A 22,204-nucleotide genomic window follows, 5' to 3' on the forward strand; every position below is an offset into this window, starting at 1 on the left:
CGTGTACACGCCGCGCGCCTTCGCGATCGACGACCTGGATGCCCTCGACCGGCTGGTCGACGCGGATGCCTTCGTCACCCTGGTGACGGTCGCCGACGGCGCGCCGTGCGTCAGCCACCTGCCGGTGCTGTACCGTCGCGAGGGCGACCGGATCCGCCTGTCCGGACACTGGGCACGGGCGAACCCGCAGGCCCGGCACGAGGGACGCGCATTGGCGATCGTGCATGGGCCGCATGCCTATGTGTCCCCGGGCGTCTATCCCGACAAGGAGACGGCGGCGCGGGTGCCGACCTGGAACTATGCCGTCGCCCACCTGGGCGGCCGCCTGCGTACCTTCGACGACGAGGCCGGCCTGGGCGAGCTTGTCGCGGCGCTCAGCCAGGCCCAGGAAACGCGGATCGGCCGCGACTGGACGTTCGAACCCGAACGCGACGACCATCGCCGCCAGTTGCGCGGCATCGTGGGTTTCCACCTCGACGTGGACGCGATCGAGATCAAGCTCAAACTCGGCCAGAACCACCCGGTCGCCAACATCGCCGCGGTCGTCGCCGACCTGGACGCGCGACCCGGGCCGCGCGAACGCGCGGTCGCCGCCCTGATGCGCGAACACGCCCTGCCTTCGGGCAGCGCCCCGATGCAAGGAGACTGACCATGGATCACGCACTGTCAGGCAAACACGCCCTGGTCTGCGGCGCCAGCCAGGGCATCGGCCTGGCCAGCGCACGGGCCCTGGCCGCGATGGGCGCGGACGTGACCCTGCTCGCCCGGCGCGCGGACGTGCTGCAGGGACTCGCCGACGATCTCCCGCTCGTCGCCGGTGGGCAGTCCCACGCCTGGATCGCGGTCGACGCCGCCGACACCGCGACCCTGCGCGACAAGGTCGGATCGCTCGTCGCCGCCCGTCCGGTGCACGTCCTCGTCAACAACAGCGGTGGCCCGCCGCCCGGCCCGGTGCACGGCGCCGACGTCTCCGCCTTCGAAGCGGCCTACCGCCAGCACCTCATCGCCAACCATGTCCTGGCCGAAGCGGTGATCCCGGGCATGGAGCGCGATGGCTACGGACGCATCGTCAACGTCATCTCGACGTCGGTGAAGGAGCCGCTTGCCGGACTGGGCGTGTCCAACGCGACGCGCTGGGCGGTCGCCAGCTGGGCCAAGACCCTGGCCACGGAACTGGCGCCGAAGGGCATCACCGTCAACAACGTGCTGCCCGGATCCACGCAGACGCCGCGCATCGAGCAGATCATCGATACGACCGTCGCCAGGACCGGCCGCAGCCGCGCCGAGGTGTATGCCGACATGGTCGCCGCGATCCCCATGCGCCGCTTCGCCCGGCCCGAGGAAACGGCCGCCGCGGTCGCCTTCCTGTGTTCGCCGGCCGCGGCCTACATCACCGGCGTCAACCTGCCGGTGGACGGCGGCCGCACCCGATCGCTCTGACCCGTGGAGACCCCGATGGACGACGCCCACAACGACGACGAGCGCAGGATCGGCGACCGCACGCCCTTCCACGACCGCGTGATGGTGGTGCGGGCCGAACAGGCCTGGTACGCCGAACTGATGGACCTGTCCGAGGGCGGTTGCGGCATCGCCGTCCCGCCCGACAGCGCGCTGGAGGAGGAGCAGGTGGTGCGGCTGTTCTTCTACGAGGCCGAGGACAAGCCCGCGGTGATCGTCCCGGCGCGGGTGGCACGGGTGACCGATGCGCGCATCGGCTTCGAGTACCACGAGCCGCAGTCGGTTCCGCCCAAGCGCCGCGCATGATGCACCGCGCCCCGTGCCGGCGCGGTAAGCTCCGTCCATGCGCCTGAAGCACTGGATCAATGGCGAACCCCGCGAGGCGGCCTCGGGCCGCTGGCGCGAGGTCTTCGACCCGGCCACGGGGCAGGCCTTCGCCGAACTCGCCGATGGCGGCCCGGGCGACGTCGACCTCGCGGTCGCGGCCGCCGGCGCTGCGTACCCGCACTGGTCCAGCCTGCCCAACAGCGAACGTGCGCGCTGGCTCGAACGCCTGGCCACCGCCCTGGAGGCCCGGATCGACGACTTCGCCCGGGCGGAATCGCGAGATGCCGGCAAGCCCATCCGGCTGGCGCGCGAGGTCGAGATCCCGCGCGCGGTGCAGAACCTGCGCTTCTTCGCGCAGGCCGCGACCCAGTTCGCCAGCGAATCGCACCACGGCGAGGCCGGCCTGAACTACACCCTGCGCCCGCCGCTGGGCGTGGTGGCGACGATCTCGCCGTGGAACCTGCCGCTCTACCTGTTGACCTGGAAGATCGCGCCGGCCCTGGCGACGGGCAACACCGTGGTCGCCAAGCCCTCCGAAGTCACCCCACTCACCGCCACCCTGCTGGGCGAGCTGGCGGCCGAGGTGGGCCTGCCCGCGGGCGTGCTCAACATCGTCCACGGCACCGGCAGCGAGGTCGGCGAACCCCTGGTCGCGCATGCCGGCACGCGTGCGGTGTCGTTCACCGGCAGCACGGCGGTCGGCCGCCGCATCGCCGGTATCGCCGGCCCGCTGCTCAAGAAGCTGTCGCTGGAGCTCGGCGGCAAGAACCCCACGCTTGTGTTCGCCGACAGCCGTTGGCAGGACCACCTCGATACCCTGGCGCGCTCGGTATTCCAGAACAGCGGCCAGATCTGCCTGTGCGGGTCTCGGATACTGGTGGAACGCAGCATCTACCACGGCTTCCGGGACGCCCTGGTCGAGCGCGCGCTGGCGTTGCGGGTCGGCGATCCGGTCGACCGCGACACGCAGATGGGCCCCCTGGTGTCGAAAGCCCATTTCGACAAGGTCGTCGCGGCCCTGCAACGCGCCAGGGACGAAGGCGGCCGCGTGCTTTGCGGCGGACATCCGCTCGACCGCCCCGGCTGGTTCGTCGCGCCCACCCTCGTCGATGGCCTCGGTCCCGCCTGCGCCACCAACCGCGAGGAGATCTTCGGTCCCGTCGCCACGCTCCAGCCCTTCGACGACGAAGCCGGTGCTCTGGCGCTGGCCAACGCCAGCGAGTACGGCCTGGTGGCCTCGATCTGGACCCGCGACCTCGACCGTGCCCATCGCCTCGCCGCCGGCCTGCGGACCGGCATGGTCTGGATCAACACATGGATGATGCGCGACCTGCGCACGCCGTTCGGCGGCAGTGGCGCCTCCGGCCTCGGCCGCGAGGGCGGCCACGAGGCCATGCGCTTCTTCACCGAATCCCGCAACATCGGCCTACAACTGGAAGTCCACGCCCCATGAAAACCCTGCATGACCTGCTCGATCGCAACCGCGAATGGTCCGACCGCATCAACGCCGAGGATCCCGGCTTCTTCGAGCGCCTGTCCACCCAGCAGGCGCCCCAGTTCCTCTGGATCGGTTGCTCGGATTCGCGTGTCCCGGCCAACCAGATCGTCGACCTGGCGCCGGGCGAAGTGTTCGTCCACCGCAACATCGCGAACGTGGTCGTCCACACCGACCTCAACTGCCTGTCGGTCATCCAGTTCGCGGTCGACGTGCTGAAGGTCCGGCACGTGCTGGTCGTCGGCCACTACGGCTGCGGTGGCGTGCATGCCGCCCTGCACGGCAACCGGGTCGGCCTGGCCGACAACTGGATCCGCCATGTCGCCGACGTCGCCGAGAAGCACGCCGACTGCCTGCACCGGGCCGCCGAGGACGAGCGCCACGACCGCCTGTGCGAGCTGAACGTCATCGACCAGGTGCGCAACGTCTGCCAGACCAACATCGTCCGCGACGCCTGGTCGCGCGGCCAGTCGCTGACCGTGCACGGCTGGGTCTACAGCCTCAAGAACGGCCGGGTCAACGACCTCGGCGTCGACGTTGATGCCTACGACGGCCTGGCCGATACCCATGCCGCCGCGATCGACCGCGTGCACCGCGCCGGCGGCGATTCGCCCCGATGAGCCGCGAGGGCATCCAGGCCCCCGGCGCACCGCGTCCCGTCGGACGCTACCCGCATGCGCGCCGTGTCGGCGAGCTACTGTTCCTGTCGGGGATCGGTCCGCGCGACCCGGCCAGCGATGGCGTACCGGGCAACCGCCACGATGCCGACGGCCGCCTCGTCGGCCATGACATCGTGCTGCAGACGCATGCGGTGATGGCGAACGTGCGCGCCGTGCTCGAGGACGCCGGGGCCCGTTGGGAGGACCTGGTCGACGTCACCGTCTTCCTGACCGACATGGCCGGCGACTTCACGGCCTACAACGCCGTCTGGGCGGAGTATTTCCCCGACCCGGCGTCGGCGCCATGCCGCACCACGCTCGGCATCGACGCATTGCCGACGCCGATCGCCATCGAACTCAAGTGCGTGGCCCGCGCCACCGCCGACGGAGACGCCTGATGCTGCCCAACCCGATCAACTTCCAGGCCTGGATCGAGGCGAACCGCGAGCTGCTCAAGCCCCCGGTGGGCAACAAGTGCATCTACGACGGCGAGTTCATCGTCATGGTCGTCGGCGGCCCGAACCAACGCACCGACTACCACTGGGACGAGGGCCCGGAGTGGTTCTACCAGGTGGAGGGCGAGATGGTCCTGCGCATCCAGGAGGACGGCGCGGTGCGCGACATCCCGATCCGCGCCGGCGAGATCTTCCTGCTGCCGCCGCGCGTGCCGCATTCGCCGCAACGCATGGCGGGCTCGGTGGGCCTGGTGGTAGAGCGCCGCCGGTTGCCGCACGAGGACGACGGCCTGCTGTGGTACTGCGAGCGCTGCAACCACCTGCTGTTCGAGGAGTACTTCCACCTGCGCGACATCGAACAGGACTTCCCGCCGGTGTTCGAGCGCTTCTACCGCTCGCTCGAGCACCGCAGCTGCAAGGCCTGCGGCCACGTGAACCCGCGTCCGGCGCGTTACGACGAGCCCGACACGCTGGCCGACATCACCTGATCGCCATGCTCAAGATCGACACCCATGCCCACTACCTGCCGCGCGACTGGCCGGACTTGGTGCGCAAGTACGGCGACAACCGCTTCCCGGTGATCCACCACACCGACGACGGCCGGCACCGGATCTACAAGGACGGCAAGTTCTTCCGCGAGATCTGGTCCAAGACCTGGGACGCGCAGGAACGCATGGACGACTACGCGCGCTTCGGCGTGCAGGTGCAGGTCCTGAGCACGGTGCCGGTGATGTTCAGCTACTGGGCCAAGCCCCACCATGCGCTCGAACTGCACCAGTCGCTCAACGACCACATGGCGCGCACCTGCCACGACCATCCGCGCCACTACGCAGGCATCGGCACCGTGCCGATGCAATCGCCCCGCCTGGCCATCCAGGAACTCGAACGCTGCATGGACCAGCTCGGGCTCCAGGGCGTGCAGATCGGCAGCCACGTCGGCGACTGGAACCTCGATGCGCCGGAGCTGTTCCCCTTCTTCGAAGCCGCCAGCGAGCTCGGCGCGGCGATCCTGGTCCACCCCTGGGACATGATGGGCACGCCCTCCATGCCCAAGTACTGGCTGCCCTGGCTGGTCGGCATGCCGGCCGAACAGTCGCGCGCGGCATGCTGCCTGGTGTTCGGCGGCGTGCTCGAGCGCCTGCCGGCGCTCAAGGTCTGCCTGGCGCATGGTGGTGGGGCCTTCCCCTACACCATCGGTCGGATCGAACACGGTTTCAACATGCGCCCCGACCTGGTGGCCACCGACAATCCGCGCAACCCTCGCGACTACCTCTCGCAGCTCTACTTCGATTCCTGGGTCGCCGACGCGCGCGCCCTCCAGTACCTGCTCGACACCTGCGGCGTGTCGCAGGTGATGCTCGGCACCGACTATCCGTTCCCGCTTGGCGAACAGTCGCCGGGCGCCGGCATCGCCTCGCTCGATCTCGACGAGGCCCAGCAGGCCCGCCTGTACCATGGCACCGCGCTGGAGTGGCTGGGCCTGCCCGAAGCCCGCTTCCGCTGATCCACCGGGCGCCCACCGCCGCGCCCCCGATCCCCTTCCGAAGACGACCCACCATGACCGACCTGTTCGACCCCCGCCATGCCGCCCACCTCGATGAGGTCGATGCCCTGCCCACCCGGCGCGACCAGTTCCTGATCCCGCGGCACGGCGACGGCGAGCAGGCGTACTTCGTCGGCAACTCGCTGGGCCTGCAGCCGCGCGGCGCGCGCGGGCACGTCGAACAGGTGCTCGATGCCTGGGCCACCCTCGCGGTGGAAGGCCACTTCACCGGCGAAGCGCAGTGGATGACCTACCACACCCTGGTACGCGAGCAACTGGGACGCCTGGTCGGCGCCCGACCCTCGGAGGTGGTGGCGATGAACACCCTGACCACCAACCTGCACCTGATGATGGTGAGCTTCTACCGGCCCACCGCGGAGCGTCCGGCGATCCTGATCGAAGCCGGCGCCTTCCCCTCCGACCGCCATGCGGTCGAGTCGCAGATCCGCTTCCATGGCTTCGACCCGGCCACCGACCTGGTCGAGGTGGCGCCCGACGAACCCAACGGCACGCTCTCGATGGCGGCGATCGAAGCGGCCATCCGCGAGCATGGGCACCGGCTCGCGCTCGTTCTGTGGCCGGGCATCCAGTACCGCACCGGCCAGTTCTTCGACCTGCCGGCGATCGTGCGGCTGGCACACGCCCAGGGTGCCCGCTGCGGCTTCGACCTCGCCCATGGCGTCGGCAACCGCGAACTGGCCCTGCACGACAGCGGCGTCGACTTCGCCGTCTGGTGCCACTACAAGTACCTCAACAGCGGCCCGGGCGCGGTGGCCGGCTGCTTCGTGCACGAAAAGCATGCCGACGCCGACCTGCCGCGCTTCGCCGGATGGTGGGGCCACGAGCCGGCGACGCGCTTCCTGATGGCGCCCGAATTCAGGCCCACGCCCGGCGCCGAGGGCTGGCAGCTCAGCAATCCGCCGATCCTGGGGCTGGCGCCGCTGCGGGCCTCGCTCGAACTGTTCGACGAGGTCGGCATGGAGGCGTTGCGGGCCAAGTCGCTGCGCCTGACCGGCTACCTGGAAACCCTGATACGCGAGCGCCTGGACGACGTGCTGCAGGTGGTGACCCCGGCCGAGCCCGAACGCCGTGGCTGCCAGCTGTCCCTGCGCGTCGCCGGCGGTCGCGACCAGGGACGCGCCCTGTTCGACTACCTCGCCGCCCACGGCGTGCTCGGCGACTGGCGCGAGCCCGACGTGATCCGCATCTCGCCCGCGCCACTCTACAACACCCATGCCGACGTGCTGCGGTTCGCACGCACGGTGGAGGCCTGGCGCGATGCCGCTTGACGACCTCGCCCACGTCGAGCGCCGCATCACCGTCGTCGGCGCGGGCCTGGCGGGCGCGCTGTTCGCGACCCTGCTGGCGCGGCGCGGCTGGCAGGTCGACGTCCATGAGAAGCGCGGCGACCCGCGGCTGAAAGGCTACGAGGGCGGGCGTTCGATCAACCTCGCGCTGGCCGAGCGCGGCCGCCATGCGCTGCGGCTGGCGGGCGCCGATCCGGCGGTGATGTCGCACGCGGTGATGATGCGCGGCCGCATGGTCCATTTCGCCGACGGCCACGCCGCGCTGCAACGCTACGGCAAGGACGACAGCGAAGTCATCTGGTCGGTGCACCGCGGCGAACTCAACATATCGCTGCTCGACATCGCCGAGCGCGCCGGTGTCAACGTCCATTTCCACCGCACCCTCCAGGGCGTGGACTTCGAAGGCCGGCGCGCGCGCTTCGTCGACGAGCGCAACGGCGAGCTGCACGAGCTGGAGTTCGAGACCCTCGTCGGTGCCGACGGCGCCGGCTCGTCCCTGCGCGCGGCGATGGCCGCCGAGATCGAGCTCGGCGAGCGCAGCGAGTTCCTGGACCATTCCTACAAGGAGCTGGAGATCCCGCCGGACGCGGACGGGGGCTTCCGCATGGAGCCCAATGCGCTGCACATCTGGCCGCGCGGCCGCTCCATGTGCATCGCCCTGCCCAACGACGAGCGCACGTTCACGGTCACCTTGTTCCTGCCCAACCATGACGTGGCCGACGTCGCCGGCGGCCCGCCGCGGGGACCGAGCTTCGCCAGCGTCGCCGACGGCGCGGCGGCCCGCGAACTGTTCGCGCGCGAGTTCCCCGACGCGCTGCCGCTGGTGCCCGCGCTGGAGCACGACTTCGAGGCCAACCCCACCGGCGTGCTGGGCACGCTCTACCTCGACACCTGGCAACTGGACGACCGCGCGGTGCTGCTCGGCGACGCCGCCCACGCCATGGTGCCCTTCCACGGCCAGGGCATGAACTGCGCCTTCGAGGACTGCGTCGCGCTGGCCGAACACCTCGACGGCACCGCCGATCGCGCCGCGGCCTTCGCCGCGTTCCAGGCCGAGCGGCTGCCCAATGCGCGCGCCATCCAGGCCATGGCGCTGGAGAACTACCTGGAGATGCGCGACCGCGTCGACGACGACGACTACCTGCTGCAGCGCGAGCTCGAGCAAGCCCTCGCGCTGCGCCATCCCGACCGTTTCATGCCGCGCTATTCGATGGTCAGCTTCCATCGTTTCCCCTACGCGATGGCCTACGAGCGCGGACGGGTGCAACGCGAGCTGCTGGTCGAACTCACCCGCGGCCACGACACGCTCGACACCCTGGACTGGGACGTGGCCGACGCCCTCGTGCTGGCGCGCCTCGCGCCCCTGCCCGCGCACGACCGGGGCGGTGCCTGATGGCCGGCAGTTTCCTGTTCTACGACCTGGAAACCTTCGGTACCGACCCGCGCACCAGCCGGATCGCGCAGTTCGCGGCCATCCGCACCGACCTCGAGCTGCGCCCCGTCGAGGCGCCGATCAGCTTCTTCGTCAAGCCGGCGCACGACCTGCTGCCCTCGCCCGGCGCGACCCTGGTCACCGGCATCACGCCGCAAATGGCCGAGCGCGAGGGCGTGGACGAGGCCGAGGCCTTCTCGCGCATCCACGAGGAGATGGCGCGTCCCCAGACATGTTCGCTGGGCTACAACTCGCTCAAGTTCGACGACGAATTCATCCGCCACGGCCTGTTCCGGAATTTCCACGACCCCTACGAGCGCGAGTGGCGCAGCGGCAACTCGCGCTGGGACCTGCTGGACGTGTTCCGGCTCTGGCATGCGCTGCGCCCCGAGGGCCTGGAATGGCCGCGACGCGAAGACGGGGCGACCTCGTTCAAGCTCGAGCACCTGGCCGAGGCCAACGGGGTCCGCGAGGGCGACGCCCACGAAGCGCTATCCGACGTGCGCGCGCTCATCGCACTGGCACGCCTGTTCCGTGCCGCGCAGCCGCGGCTTTGGGACTACGCGCTGCAGCTGCGCAACAAGCGCTTCGCCGCCAGCCTGCTGGACGTGGTCGCGATGGCGCCGGTCCTGCACGTATCGCAGCGCTTCCCGGCCAGCCGCCTGTGCGCGGCGCCGGTGATCCCGCTCGCGCGCCATCCGCGCATCGACAACCGCATCATCGTGTTCGACCTGGACCAGCCGCCCGAGCGCCTGCTCGAACTGGACGCCGGCGACATCGCCGACCGCCTGTACACGCCGGCCGCCGACCTCCCCGAAGGCGAGGCGCGCATTGCCTTGAAGGAAATCCACCTCAACCGCTGCCCGGCGCTGGTGGCGTGGCAGCACTTGCGCCCGGCCGACTTCGAGCGCCTGCGCATCGATCGCGCCGGGGTCGAGCGCCGCGCCGCGGTCCTGCGCGACGCGGGCCCGGCACTGGCCGACAAGCTCCGGCGCGTCTTCGACGACGGTCGCGAACACGCCCCCTCCGACGTCGATGGTGCCCTCTACGACGGCTTCATCGCCGACGGCGACAAGCGCCTGTTCGCCGACGTACGCAGCACGCCGCCGGCCGCGCTGGGGGAACGGGCGTTCGGGTTCCGCGATGCCCGCCTCCCCGAACTGCTGTTCCGCTACCGGGCGCGCAACTGGCCCGACACCCTGTCGGCGAGCGAGTCGGCCCGCTGGGACGACTACCGCCGGGCGCGCTGGGGCGATCCCGTCACCGGCGTGGCCCGGCAATGCGCCGAGATCGCGGCGCTGCGCGTCGAACACGCCGGCGACGCCGATCGCCTCGCCCTGCTGGACCAGCTCGATGCCTGGCGGCAGCGGATCGGCGAAGGCCTGATGCCCGCCTCCACGGAGACCCCATGAGCCGTTACTTCAGCGACGCCAGCTTCGACTTCCTCCAGCAGCTGGGGCGTCACAACAGCCGCGAGTGGTTCCAGGCCCACAAGGACCGCTACGAGGAACACGTGCGCGAACCGTTCCGGCGCCTGCTGGCCGACCTGCAGCCCGCCCTGGCCGAGGTCAGCCTTCACTACCGCTCGGTGCCCAAGGGCGTCGCGGGCTCGCTGTTCCGCATCCATCGCGACACCCGCTTCAGCAAGGACAAGTCGCCGTACAAGTCATGGCAGGGCGCGCGGCTGTTCCACGAGCGCAGCAAGAACCTCGACGCCCCCGGCTTCTACATCCACCTGCAGCGTGGCCGCTGCTTCGTCGGCGCCGGGCTTTGGCACCCGTCGCCCGACAGCCTGCGCCGCATCCGGCACTTCATCCTCGACAACCCCGACGGCTGGGGCCGCGCCGCGCATGCGCCGGCCTTCGAGCGCAGCTATCGGCTCGACGACAGCGAAATGCTGGTGCGCATGCCGCGCGGATTCCCGCCTGAGTTCGAGCACGCAGAGGACCTGCGACGCAGGAACTTCGTGGTCAGCCGTGCCATCACCGACGCGACCATGACCGGGCCGCGCCTGCGCCAGCGCCTGGAAACCGACATCAAGGCCATGGCGCCCTTCGTCGACTACCTCTGCGCCTCGCTCGACCTGGAGTTCTGAGCTGGCGGTTGCGACAGGGCTGCGCGGCCTCGTTTCTGTGATGTACGTTCGCTGAATCGTCGCAGCGCCGCATGACATACCCGTACGTACGGGTATCTTCGAGTGCGATGCGTCGAGGGGAACGCAGGAAAGCAGACTCTCCGCGGCCCGGCCGTCAGCGTCGGCCGCATCGAACAAGGGAATGTGAACATGCTCAAGCTCGCTTGCGGCCCCGTCCTGGGCTCGCTCTTCCTGGCCATGCTCGCGCCAGCCGCGAACGCCGCCGACGTCACCGGCGTCGCCTTCGTCCACGGTACCGGCCAACAGACCAACGCCTATCAGGACTACTGGAAGCCGCAGATGGTCGACTCGGTCCGCCAGGGCCTCTCCAACCCGGCCAACTACACCGTCATCAACTGCGATTTCGAGCAGTACATGTGGGACAGCCGCGCCGCTGGCTGCCTGGCCGGCCAGCTGACCAGCTTCATCAACCAGCGCGGGATCACCCGCCTGATCGTCGTCACCCACTCCAATGGCGGCAACGTCATGCGCTGGATCATGTCGAACCCGACCTGGGACAGCCGCTACCCGGCGATCATCGACAAGGTCGTTCGCGTCAACGCCCTCGCCCCGTCCTCGGCGGGCACTCCGCTGGCCGACGCGGTCATGAACGGCAACGTGTTCGAGCAGTCGCTGGGTTGGCTGCTGGGCTACAAGTCGGACGCCGTGCGGATGCAGCAGGAAAGCTGGATGGCGGTCTACAACGGCCAGTACCTGTACGGCACCTCCGGCCGCCCGGGGCTGCCGCGTACCTTCCGCAGCGTCGTCGGCAGCGACGTCGAATCGGCGATCTGGGATTCCGACAGCTATTGCGGCGGCTACGCCGAGAACGTCGGCCTGGAGACCACGCAGAACTGGCTCGACGACTGTTCGGACGGCTTCCTGGAATGCAGCAGCCAGTCGGCCGCCGGCAGCGTGTGGTTCGTGGACAAGAGCCGCACGCGGGACCGCGAGCCGCTGAGCCACAACCAGAGCCGCCGGGCCTGCTTCCGGCTCGACACCATTCTTCGCAGCGACATGCAACAGTGAGGGACCACGACATGAACATGCGCACCCAACACCGTGCCCTCGCGGCCGCGACCCTGCCCCTGCTGCTGGCGATGGCCACGACCGCGACCTACGCGGCGACCCCGCTGCTGCCGGCCTCCGGCAACGACCAGGTGCCCGGGCGACTGGTGGCCTTGCCACCTCCGTCCGGCGACCACGAACACCAGGCGGTCAGTTACGCCTGGAAGCTGGATCCCACCGCGCGCGTCGAGGCCGCGACGCCCTTCGAGGCGGAAAGCCGCGAGTACTGGATGACGGTCGATGGCGCCGCCCTCGAGCAGGGGGTCGATGTCAGCATGACCGCGCCGGGCTCGCTGATCCGCGTGAGCCCGGGGCGCGGCGCCCGCGCGATGGCGCCGGCGCAGTTGCGCGTCAGCCAGGGCGGCCGCGCCGTGAAGCTGCAGTCGCTTGCCGACGCCACGCAGTTGCAGGCCGCCGGCATGCCCGTCAGCGCGGGCACGTCCATCGTCAAGCTCGACGCCGGCGCCGGTCGCTACCGGTTGCAGGCCCAGGATGCCCGCGGCGACTACGTGGTCCACGTATACGAGCCGCAGAGCGACGTCGTCCTGCGCGCCCGTCCCGATCGCCAGCAGGTGCTGGCCGGCGGTCGCATGCAGGTCGCGGTCGACATGGAGCGCGCTGGACGCCCGGTCCCGGGCAAGGCGCAGGCCCTGCTCGTCGCGCCGGACGGCAGCAGCACGCCGGTCGCCGTGCGAGGCGGCCGCGATGGCCGCAACGTCGCCCGCTTCAGGCTGCCCGAGGCGACCGGCAATGCCGGCGGCCTGTGGGAACTGCAGGTCTTCGCCAACGACGGCGAGGTCGCCCGCGATGCCCGCACGGCCTTCGCGGTGGCCGCGCCGACGGCGCGCCTGGCCGGCGAGTTCGAGGCCGATCCCGCCCGCCTGCGGGTGTCGCTGCCGGTCGAGGTGGCCTCGACGGGTCGGTTCGAGGTGCGTGGCACGCTCTACGCCACGGCCGCGGATGGCTCCATGGCCCCGGTGTCGCAGGCGCATGCCGCGAACTGGTTCGAAGCCGGCAAACGGCAACTGACGCTCGCCTTCGACCGTTCGCACCTGCCCAGGGGCTACGGACGGCCGTTCGAGCTGCGCCAACTGGAGCTCCACGACCAGACCCGCATGTCGCCGATCGAGTCGCGCGAATACGCGTTGAAGTTCTGACGCCGGCCCGGGGCCCCTCGCGGGCCGCCGTCACGGTCCCCGCTGTCCCGTGCCCACCCGCGCGGGACAGCGGGTAAGCTCTGGCCAGGCACCCACGACGGCAACGACATGAAGAAGCTCATCGCGGCAAGCATCGCCCTGGTCCTCCTGCTGGCCGCCTTGTGGGCCGCGGGCCCCTTCTGGGCGGTCCGGGGCATCCGGACGGCGATCGCGGAGAACGACAGCGCCGCGCTGTCGCGCCATGTCGACTTCCCGGCGGTGCGCAGCAGCCTCAAGGCCCAGGCCGACGACTACATGGCCCGACGCGCGGGCGAGAAAGTCCGGGAAAGCATGCTGGGCGCGTTCGCGCTGTCGGTCGCCAGCAACCTCAGCGGCGCCGCCATCGAGACCATGGCCACGCCGGTCGGCGTGGGCGCGCTGTTGCAGGGGCGCAGCCTGTGGCATCGCACCAGTCGCGACAGCGTCGCCCGCAACGACCTCTACAAGGACGTGCCGGCACGCGATCCCTTCCAGGATGCACGTTACCGCTTCGAGTCGCTTTCGAGCTTCAAGGCGACCCTGGTGGACGACGAGGGCGAAGAGATCGACGTGACCATGACCCGGCACGGGCTGCGCTGGAAGATCAGCGACATCGACCTGCGCCTGGGCGACGACGACACGCCCTGATCGGCCCCGCACCCGCCGCCGGCCATGGCGGCCATGGCGGCCACGACCGGGCGGGCGTCAACCGCTGTTGGCGACGCCGTGGGGCACGTGCCCGGCGGCGACCAGGCCCCGCGCGGACTCGATGTTGTGGGCGGAGTCGTCGAAGAAGATGTCGGCGCCGAACGCCTCCAGGAACGGGCCCTTGGCGCGACCGCCCAGGAACAGCGCCTCGTCGAGGCGGATGCCCCATTCCCTCAGGGTCCGGATCACCCGCTCGTGCGCGGGGATCGAGCGCGCCGTCACCAGCGCGGTGCGGATCGGCGAGTCCTGGCCCACCGGGAACGCCGCCTGCAGGCGGTGGAGCGCGTCCAGGAACCCGCGGAACGGACCGCCGGAGAGCGGCTCGCCGGCCTTCGCCCGCTCGTGTTCGGTGAAGGCCGCCAGCCCGCCCTCGCGCGACACGCGTTCGCTTTCGTCGCCGAAGATCACCGCGTCGCCGTCGAAGGCGATGCGCAACTGGTGCTCGTGCCGGTCCTGCGGTGCCTGTGCCGGCAGCAGGGTCGCCGCCGCGACTCCGGCCATCAGCGCGCTGCGCACGTCCTCGGCATGCGTGGACAGGAACAGGTCGGCGCCGAACGGCCGGATGTAGGGGAACGGCGGCGCGCCGTTGCTGAAGGCCGCGCGCTTGATCGACAGGCCATGGTGGGCGATCGAGTTGAAGATGCGCAGGCCGGTATCGGCGGAATTGCGCGAGATCAGGATCACTTCCACCCTCGGTGCCTCGGGCGGCGCCCCTTCGTTGAGGCCCAGCAGCTTCCGCACCAGCGGGAAGGCGATGCCGGGCGCGAGGAGGTCGTCCTCGTGCTCGCGCTGGAACGCGGCATAGGCGTCGATGCCCTGGGCCTCGAACAGCGCGTGGCTGTCCTCGAGGTTGAACAGGGTGCGCGAGGAAATCGCGACGATCAGCGGGTCGGCATCACGGTCAGGCATGGGGCTATTGTGCCCTGCCGCGGTCTCGGGTGTTGAGACCGCGGGTGCGCGGAGCGGGCGGGTTCAGCCGCCGATGAACTGCTCGGCGAGCATGCGCTCCTCGAGATTGTGCTCGGGGTCGAACAACAGGGTGACGGTGCGGTCGAGCGACTCGCGGATCGTCACCTCGAGTACATCGCGGACTTCGTGCGAGTCCGCCGTGGCGCTGACAGGTCGCTTGTACGGGTCGAGGACGCGGAAACGCACCTCGGTGTCGGCCTTGAGCACGGCGCCGCGCCAACGGCGCGGCCGGAACGGGGCGATCGGCGTCAACGCGATGACCTTGCCGCCCAGGGGCAGGATGGGGCCATGCGCGGAGAAGTTGTACGCGGTGCTGCCGGCCGGGGTCGCGACCATGACGCCGTCGCTGATCAGCTCCTCCAGCCGCGTCTGGCCGTTGAGCTCGATGCCCAGGTGGGCCGCCTGGCGCGTCTGCCGCAGCAGCGACACCTCGTTGTAGGCCAGCGAACCGACCGTTGCCCCCGACTCGGTCGTGGCGACCATCTCCAGCGGACGCAGCACGGACGGCTCGGCCGCATGCAGGCGGTCGACCAGGCCGTCGACGCGGTACTGGTTCATCATGAACCCCACCGAGCCGAGCTTCATGCCATAGACCGGCTTGCCGAGCGAGCCGAAGCGGTGGAGGGTCTGCAGCATGAAGCCGTCGCCGCCCAGCGCCACCAGCACGTCGGCCTCGCCCGGGTCGAGCTGGCCGTGGCGCGCGGTCAGCGCTTCCAGTGCCTCGAGGGCATCCTCGGCCGGACTGGCGAGGAAGGCGATGCGGGGCGAGTCGGTCATGGTCGGCTCCTGGAGGGCGCCGCCAGCATAACCCGAGCCCCGCCCCCGCCCGCGCGCGGCGGCGGACGGACAACGGTCCCGTCCGCCCGCGGCGACCCCGTGACCGCGGCGCCGGTCAGGCGCCGGACCCCGCGACCTGGGCCAGGCGCCGCACGGCGACGGACACCGTCGGGTAGTCGATCGACTTCTGGTTCACCAGCTCCGTGAGCATGGCCTGGGTGAAACGCAGGGAGGCATCGTCGCGCTTGAGCCAGGCCTCGACCTTGTCGCGCGCCGGCTTCTTGCCGCCCGTCGACAGGATCTGCCCGACCAGGGCGCGCTGCTGGATGCCCAGCTCGTCGCGCAGGGCGCCGCGGGCCAGGGCCTGCCAGCGACCGTCGACTTCCAGGGCGTCGATCTGCTCGTACAGCCAGGGCATGTGCAACGCCGCGCCGAGGCTGAAGTAGGCGCTCGCGACCTCGGCCGGCGGCATGCGCCGCGCGTGCGCGATCTCGACGATGTCGCAGGCGAACTCGAGCAGCGGCAGGGCCGCCAGCTGTTCGGCCAGCGCCGCCGGGAAGCCCTTGCGGCGCCATTCGGCCTGGCGCTGCTCGAAACCTTCGCGGCGCACCTCCGACATCGACTCCGGCAGCGCCTTGCGCACCGCCTCCAGGCCATCGCCGTAGCGGGCCATCGCCTCGGTGATCTCGGGAATGGCGCCCGGTCGCGACAGCAGCCAGCGCGACATGCTGCGCATCAGGTGCCAGATCACCTGGAGGGCGTCGATCTGCACCGACTCGGCGACCTTGCCGTCGACCGCGTCGATCTGCGCCCACAGACCGCGTGCGTCGATCGCTTCGCGGGCGATGGTGTAGGCCTTGGCGACCTCGGCGGCACTGCGCCCGGTGTCCTCCTGCATGCGCAGGGTAAAGGTCGCGCCCATGCGGTTGACCATCGAGTTGGTGACCGCCGTGGCGATGATCTCGCGCTTCAGCCGGTGCTGCTGCATGCCCTTGGCGTACTTCTCCTGCAAGGGCTGCGGGAAGTAGCGCACCAGCTCCTTGGACAGGTACGGGTCCTCGGGGATGTCGGACTCCAGCAACTGCTGGTAGATCACCAGCTTGGCGTAGGACAGAAGCACCGAGAGCTCGGGGCGGGTGAGGCCCTGGCCGCGCGACTTGCGCTCGGAGATCTCCGCGTCGCTGGGCAGGTACTCGATCTGCCGGTCCAGCAGGCCCTGCGATTCCAGCGTGCGGATGAAGTGCTGCTTGGAACCCAGGCGCGGGACGCTCATCCGCTCCATCAGGCTGATGGCCTGGTTCTGGCGGTAGTTGTCCACCAGTACCAGCGCCTCGACCTCGTCGGTCATCGCCGCCAGCAGCTTGTTGCGCGCCGGCACGGTGAGCTTGCCGGCCTGGACCTGGCCGTTGAGCAGGATCTTGATGTTGACCTCGTGGTCGGACGTGTCCACGCCGGCCGAATTGTCGATGAAGTCGGTGTTGAGCAGCACGCCGTGCAGGGCCGCCTCGATGCGCCCCAGCTGGGTCAGGCCCAGGTTGCCGCCCTCGCCCACCACCTTGCAGCGCAGTTCGCGGCCGTTGACCCGCAGCGCGTTGTTGGCACGGTCGCCGACGTCGGCATGGGTCTCGCTTGCGGCCTTGACGTAGGTGCCGATGCCGCCGTTCCACAGCAGGTCGACCGGCGCGCGCAGGATCGCGCTCATCAGCTCGTTGGGGCTCATCGCCTCGACCGACTCGTCGATGCCCAGCGCTTGCCGGGCCTCGCGGGAGACGGCGATCGACTTGGCCGTGCGCGGGAAGACGCCACCGCCCTTGCTGATGAGCGACGCGTCGTAGTCCGCCCAGCTCGAGCGCGGCAGCTTGAACATCCGCTTGCGCTCCTTGAAGGTCGCCGCGGCGTCGGGGTTGGGGTCGATGAAGATGTGGCGGTGGTCGAACGCGGCGACGAGGCGGATGTGACGGCTCAGCAGCATGCCGTTGCCGAACACGTCGCCGGACATGTCACCGATGCCGACCGCGGTGAAGTCCTCCTTCTGGCTGTTGCGGCCCAGGGCGCGGAAGTGACGCTTGACCGACTCCCAGGCGCCCTTGGCGGTGATGCCCATGCCCTTGTGGTCGTAACCGACCGAGCCGCCGGAGGCGAAGGCATCGTCGAGCCAGTACCCATGCTCGCGGGCGATGCCGTTGGCGATGTCGGAGAAGGTCGCGGTGCCCTTGTCGGCCGCGACCACCAGGTACGGGTCGTCCTGGTCGTGGCGGACCACGTCGACCGGCGGGACGACCTTGCCCTCGACCAGGTTGTCGGTAATGTCGAGCAGGCCGTTGATGAACATGCGGTAGCACGCCACGCCCTCGGCCCAGATCGCGTCGCGGTCGCCACCCTCGGGCGGGCGCTTGCTGATGAAGCCGCCCTTGGAGCCCACCGGGACGATGACCGTGTTCTTCACCATCTGCGCCTTTACCAGGCCCAGTACCTCGGTGCGGAAGTCCTCGCGACGGTCGGACCAGCGCAGGCCGCCGCGCGCCACCGGGCCGAAGCGCAGGTGGATGCCCTCCACGCGCGGTCCGCAGACGAAGATCTCGCGGTAGGGCCGCGGCTTGGGCAGGTCGGGAACCTCGGCCGAGTCGAACTTGTAGCTGACGTAGCCCTTCTCGGCGCCGCCGGCCCCGGTCTGGTAGTAGCTGGTGCGCAGGGTCGCGTCGATCACGCCCATGTAACTGCGCAGGATGCGGTCTTCGTCGAGGCTGGAGACGCGGTCCAGCAGCGCGAGCAACGCCTTGCGGGTGGCCTCCACCTGGCGGTCGCGCTTGCCTTCGCGCGCCTCGACCACCGGCGCGAGCGCGGCGATGGTCGACGCGTCGCCCTGGGCCAGGCCCTCGATCTGCGCCTTGAAGCGCGCCATGCCGGCCTTGATCTCGGCACGGCTCTCGTTGCCGGTGTTGGGGTCGAAGCGGGCCTCGAACAGTTCCACCATCAGGCGCGCGAGCAGCGGATAGCGGGCGAACGTCTGCTCGACGTAGGCCTGCGAGAACGGCACGCCGACCTGCAGCAGGTACTTGCAGTAGGCGCGGAGCATCGCGACCTGGCGCCAGGACAGGCCGGCGGCCAGGATGAGGCGATTGAAACCGTCGTTCTCGGCGTTGCCGCGCCAGATCTGCCCGAAGGCCTCTTCGAAGACGCTACCGAGCTGGCCGACGTCGATGTCGCCACCCGTGGTCTCGACCTCGAAGTCCTGGATGTACAGCGGGGTCTCGTCGGGAACGATGCGGAACGGGTGCTCGGCGATCACGCGCAGGCCCATGTTCTCCATCATCGGCAGCGCATCGGAGAGCGGGATGTCGTCGAGCTGGCGATAGAACTTGAAACGCAGCCCCCCCTGCCCCGGGTGCGTGCGGCTCAGGCTCAGGCTCAGGTCCTCGGGACCGCGCAGCCCGGCCAGGTGCTCGACGTCGTTGACCGCCGCCTCGACGCCCGAATGCTCGATGTAGCCCGCCGGCAGGGCGCGGCCGTAGCTGTTGCCCAGGTGCAGGCCTTCCTTCTCGCCATGCCGGCGGACGAGCGCGTCGCGCAGGTCGTCCTGCCAGTTGCGCACGATGCGCGCGAGCTCCGCCTCGATCGCCGCGTGGTCGATCTGGATCGCCTCGCCGGACTTGGGCCGCACGATCATGTGCAACTGCGCCAGCGGCGATTCGCTGAGCATGACATTGGTGTCGATGTGCTCGCCGTGCAGCATGCGCTTGAGCATGGCCTCGATCCGGTGCCGCACCTCGGTGTTGAAACGGTCGCGCGGGATGTAGGCCAGGCCGGAGAAGTAGCGCCCGTAGCGGTCGCGGCGCAGGAACAGCTTGCTGCGCACGCGCTCCTGCAGGCCCAGGATGGCCATGGCGGTGTGCAGCAGCTCGGGGCCGCTGGACTGGAACAGCTCGTCGCGCGGCAGGGTTTCCAGGATGTGCCGCAGGGCCTTGCCGTTGTGGCTGTCCGGCGCCAGGCCCGAGTGCGCCATCACGTACTCGTGGCGCTCGCGCACCAGGGGAATGTCCCAGGGGCGGCTGGTGTAGGCGCTGGAGGTGTACAGGCCGAGGAAGCGCTGTTCCTTCACCGGCTTGCCGTCGCCATCGAAGCCCAGCACGCCGATGTAGTCCATGTAACCGGGACGGTGGACGGTGGCGCGGGCGTTGGTCTTGGTGAGGATCAGCGCATCGACCGCGCCGGACTGCGGCATGTAGTGCGCGGCGAGCGAGGTCAGCAGGCGGGGCTTGCCGACGTCGGCCTCGCGCAGCAGGCCCATCCCGCTTTCCTTGACCGCGCGCAGGACCTCGACGCCCTTCTGCTTGGCCACCTCGTACTCGCGGTAGCCGAGCAGGGTGAAGTGGTTGTTCGCGGCCCAGTGCAGGAAGGCCTGGGCCTCCTGGCGGCCGGCCTCGTCGATCGGCGCGACGCGATCGGAGAAACCGTCGGCGATCTCGACCATCTTGTCGCGCATCTTGCGCCAGTCGTCGACGATCGCGCGCACGTCGGCCAGCACGGAGGCGATCGCCTGCTCGACCATCGGGATCGCGTCCGCCGCCTGGCGGTCGATCTCCAGGTGCATCAGCGATTCGCCGGTACCCTCGCCCACCGCGAGCAGCTTGCCGCCGCGATCGCGCTTGAATTCGACCACCGGGTGGCCGAGCACGTGGACACCGATGCCGAGCTCGGCCAGGCGCATGGTCACCGAGTCGACCAGGAACGGCATGTCGTCGTTGGCGATCTGCAGCACCGTGTGCGGCGACTCCCAGCCCTGCTTGGCCAGGGTCGGGTTGAACAGGCGGATCGAGGCCTGGCGCGGCTTGCGCGAGCGGGCGAACTCGAAGAAGTCGCAGGCGAGCGCCGCCCAGCCCTCGGCCGAATGCATCGGCAGCTCGTCGTCCTCCATGCGCTGGTAGAAGGCGCGCGCGAAGGCCTCGGCCTCGTCGTGGCGCGCCTTCGGCAGGCGCTTGCGCATCTGCGCGATGATCGGTGCCAGCGACACGCTGTCGACCAGCTCGCCGCCCGCGGCGACGCGGGCAGCCCCCTTCGCGGTCGAGGACGGGTTGCGCTTGCCAGCGCGCGGGGTGGCCGGCGCCTTGGGGGATGAGGTCTTCTTCGCTTTTTCGGCGGTGCTCATGGAAACAGGGTGTCCATTGCAGTGAGGCCCGCGCTTTCGCGCAGGCCATTGGGTTTAGAGTGGGGGGCGTGGCTATTGCACGCCACCTGACGTGAACACGAACTGATGCCGGCGCCGCCGACATCAATACGCACGCGCACGGACTCGCCGCGACGGCCGTTCCCGGCTGTCGACGCGGCGATGCCCGTGCACGCGTTCATGGCTTCAGCGCAGGCCGGTCTCGTTGCGGGCGATGACCAGGCGCTGGATCTCGCTGGTGCCCTCGTAGATCTCGGTGATCTTGGCGTCGCGGAAGTAACGCTCCAGCGGCATTTCCTTGGAGTAGCCCATGCCGCCATGGATCTGCACGGCCTGGTGGGTGATCCACATCGCCGCCTCGGACGCGGTGAGCTTGGCGATCGCGGCCTCGTTGCTGAAGCGGCCACCGTTCTTCTCGGTCTGGCCCTTGGTCCAGGCCGCGCGCAGAGTGAGGAGCAGCGCTGCGTCCAGCTTGCACTTCATGTCGGCGATCTTGGCCTGGGTCATCTGGAAGGCACCGATCGGCTGGCCGAAGGCCTTGCGCTCGCGGACGTACTCCAGGGTGGCCTCGTAGGCTGCGCGAGCGATGCCGATGGCCTGGCTGGCGATGCCGATGCGGCCGGCATCGAGCACGCCCATGGCGATCTTGAAGCCGTGGCCCTCGTCGCCCAGCACGTCCTCGGCGCGGGCGACGTAATCGGTGAATTCGATCTCGCAGGTCGCCGAGGCCCGGATGCCGAGCTTGGGTTCGGTCTTGCCGCGGTGGAAGCCCTCGCGCTGGGTGTCCACCATGAAGGCGGTGATGCCGCGGGCGCCCTTGTCGGGGTCGGTCATCGCGAACAGCACGATGTAGCGCGCCACCGGACCGGAGGTGATCCAGCTCTTCTTGCCGTTGATGACGAAGCTGCCGTCGGCCTGCTTCACCGCCTTGCAGCGCATGGCGGTGGCGTCGGAACCAGACTGCGGCTCGGTCAGCGCGAACGCACCGATCTCCTTGCCCTCGGCGATCGCGCGCACGTAGGTCTGCTTCTGCTCCTCGGTGCCGAACTTCAGGATGCCGTTGCAGAACAGCGAGTTGTTCACCGACACGATGGTGGAGTGCGCGGCGTCGCCGGCGGCGATCTCGACCATCGCCAGCACGTAGCTGATGGGGTCCATGCCGGCGCCGCCGTACTCGGCCGGCACCTCGATGCCCATCAGGCCGTTCTCGCCGAGGGTGCGGATGTTCTCCAGGGGGAACTCGCCCGTCCGGTCGTGGTGCTCCGCGCTGGGGGCGATCTTTTCCTGGGCGATGCGCTTGGCAACGTCCTGGATCATCAACTGTTCTTCGGTAAAGCTGAAATCCACGTCTGCACCTCGACTTTTGTCTTCTAGACAGGCAATCCGTGAATTGTAGCGATCCCGGCCCGAGAACCCCAGTGCACGGGCCGTGCGGGCTTGACCCCGTCGTCGTCGCGAATCAAACTTATCGCTATATCGCGATGATATGATGAATTAACAGGCGCCAGCGCGACCCACACGGCGCCCCACCCC

At 69.8% G+C, this 22,204-nt stretch carries 19 protein-coding genes; 15 read left to right on the top strand and 4 right to left on the bottom strand.

Annotation, left to right across the window (positions count from 1 at the left end; genetic code table 11):
• The first annotated feature begins 1 nt into the window (after position 1).
• The 15 genes from H4F98_RS02050 to H4F98_RS02120 all read left to right on the top strand — a co-directional run bounded on the left by H4F98_RS02050 (position 2) and on the right by H4F98_RS02120 (position 13,701).
• Complete coding sequence (locus H4F98_RS02050) at positions 2–649, top strand: FMN-binding negative transcriptional regulator (RefSeq protein WP_182684999.1); 648 nt, start codon at positions 2–4, stop codon at positions 647–649.
• 2 nt (positions 650–651) lie between these two features.
• Positions 652–1,440, top strand: coding sequence for an SDR family oxidoreductase (locus tag H4F98_RS02055; RefSeq protein WP_182685000.1), 789 nt, complete (start codon positions 652–654; stop codon positions 1,438–1,440).
• A gap of 15 nt (positions 1,441–1,455) precedes the next feature.
• Positions 1,456–1,764: a PilZ domain-containing protein gene (locus H4F98_RS02060; protein WP_182685001.1), complete on the top strand. Its 309-nt coding sequence runs from the start codon at positions 1,456–1,458 to the stop codon at positions 1,762–1,764.
• A gap of 37 nt (positions 1,765–1,801) precedes the next feature.
• Positions 1,802–3,238, top strand: a complete 1,437-nt coding sequence (locus tag H4F98_RS02065; protein WP_182685002.1) for an aldehyde dehydrogenase — start codon at positions 1,802–1,804, stop codon at positions 3,236–3,238.
• On the top strand, positions 3,235–3,900 hold the full coding sequence (gene can, locus H4F98_RS02070; RefSeq protein ID WP_182685003.1) for a carbonate dehydratase: 666 nt from the start codon (positions 3,235–3,237) through the stop codon (positions 3,898–3,900). Before H4F98_RS02065 ends, can begins: the two co-directional genes overlap by 4 nt.
• Positions 3,897–4,337, top strand: a complete 441-nt coding sequence (locus H4F98_RS02075; protein WP_182685004.1) for a RidA family protein — start codon at positions 3,897–3,899, stop codon at positions 4,335–4,337. Before can ends, H4F98_RS02075 begins: the two co-directional genes overlap by 4 nt.
• Positions 4,337–4,882 carry a 3-hydroxyanthranilate 3,4-dioxygenase gene (locus H4F98_RS02080; RefSeq protein WP_182685005.1) on the top strand — a complete coding sequence of 182 codons (546 nt, stop codon included), beginning with the start codon at positions 4,337–4,339 and terminating at the stop codon, positions 4,880–4,882. The genes H4F98_RS02075 and H4F98_RS02080 overlap by 1 nt, the downstream gene beginning before the upstream one ends.
• A gap of 5 nt (positions 4,883–4,887) precedes the next feature.
• Positions 4,888–5,898: an amidohydrolase family protein gene (locus H4F98_RS02085; protein ID WP_182685006.1), complete on the top strand. Its 1,011-nt coding sequence runs from the start codon at positions 4,888–4,890 to the stop codon at positions 5,896–5,898.
• A 53-nt stretch (positions 5,899–5,951) separates the two neighbouring features.
• On the top strand, positions 5,952–7,226 hold the full coding sequence (gene kynU, locus H4F98_RS02090) for a kynureninase (RefSeq protein WP_182685007.1): 1,275 nt from the start codon (positions 5,952–5,954) through the stop codon (positions 7,224–7,226).
• Positions 7,216–8,637, top strand: a complete 1,422-nt coding sequence (locus tag H4F98_RS02095) for an FAD-dependent oxidoreductase (protein ID WP_182685008.1) — start codon at positions 7,216–7,218, stop codon at positions 8,635–8,637. The genes kynU and H4F98_RS02095 overlap by 11 nt, the downstream gene beginning before the upstream one ends.
• Positions 8,637–10,088, top strand: a complete 1,452-nt coding sequence (gene sbcB / locus H4F98_RS02100; protein WP_182685009.1) for an exodeoxyribonuclease I — start codon at positions 8,637–8,639, stop codon at positions 10,086–10,088. Before H4F98_RS02095 ends, sbcB begins: the two co-directional genes overlap by 1 nt.
• Positions 10,085–10,771 (top strand): DUF2461 domain-containing protein, encoded by a 687-nt coding sequence (locus H4F98_RS02105; protein ID WP_182685010.1) that lies wholly within the window; start codon positions 10,085–10,087, stop codon positions 10,769–10,771. The genes sbcB and H4F98_RS02105 overlap by 4 nt, the downstream gene beginning before the upstream one ends.
• A gap of 237 nt (positions 10,772–11,008) precedes the next feature.
• On the top strand, positions 11,009–11,839 hold the full coding sequence (locus H4F98_RS02110; protein ID WP_220479062.1) for a Fes1 domain-containing protein: 831 nt from the start codon (positions 11,009–11,011) through the stop codon (positions 11,837–11,839).
• A gap of 17 nt (positions 11,840–11,856) precedes the next feature.
• Complete coding sequence (locus tag H4F98_RS02115) at positions 11,857–13,035, top strand: DUF4785 family protein (RefSeq protein ID WP_220479051.1); 1,179 nt, start codon at positions 11,857–11,859, stop codon at positions 13,033–13,035.
• Between the two features lie 108 nt (positions 13,036–13,143).
• Positions 13,144–13,701 carry a DUF2939 domain-containing protein gene (locus H4F98_RS02120; protein ID WP_182685013.1) on the top strand — a complete coding sequence of 186 codons (558 nt, stop codon included), beginning with the start codon at positions 13,144–13,146 and terminating at the stop codon, positions 13,699–13,701.
• Between the two features lie 57 nt (positions 13,702–13,758).
• Here the strand turns inward: H4F98_RS02120 and H4F98_RS02125 are convergent, their stop codons facing one another.
• The 4 genes from H4F98_RS02125 to H4F98_RS02140 all read right to left on the bottom strand — a co-directional run bounded on the left by H4F98_RS02125 (position 13,759) and on the right by H4F98_RS02140 (position 22,054).
• Complete coding sequence (locus H4F98_RS02125) at positions 13,759–14,670, bottom strand: 5'-nucleotidase (RefSeq protein WP_182685014.1); 912 nt, start codon at positions 14,668–14,670, stop codon at positions 13,759–13,761.
• Positions 14,671–14,733: 63 nt separating this feature from the next.
• The gene (locus H4F98_RS02130; RefSeq protein ID WP_182685015.1) at positions 14,734–15,507 is read right to left on the bottom strand and encodes an NAD kinase; all 774 of its coding nucleotides are present in this window, start codon (positions 15,505–15,507) and stop codon (positions 14,734–14,736) included.
• Between the two features lie 115 nt (positions 15,508–15,622).
• A complete protein-coding gene (locus tag H4F98_RS02135) occupies positions 15,623–20,653 on the bottom strand; it encodes an NAD-glutamate dehydrogenase (protein ID WP_182685016.1) in 5,031 nt (1,676 codons plus the stop codon).
• 204 nt (positions 20,654–20,857) lie between these two features.
• Positions 20,858–22,054: an acyl-CoA dehydrogenase family protein gene (locus tag H4F98_RS02140; RefSeq protein ID WP_343064715.1), complete on the bottom strand. Its 1,197-nt coding sequence runs from the start codon at positions 22,052–22,054 to the stop codon at positions 20,858–20,860.
• Positions 22,055–22,204: the final 150 nt, after the last annotated feature.

This window comes from Marilutibacter spongiae (genome assembly GCF_014145325.1).
Taxonomy (GTDB): Bacteria; Pseudomonadota; Gammaproteobacteria; order Xanthomonadales; family Xanthomonadaceae; genus Marilutibacter; species Marilutibacter spongiae.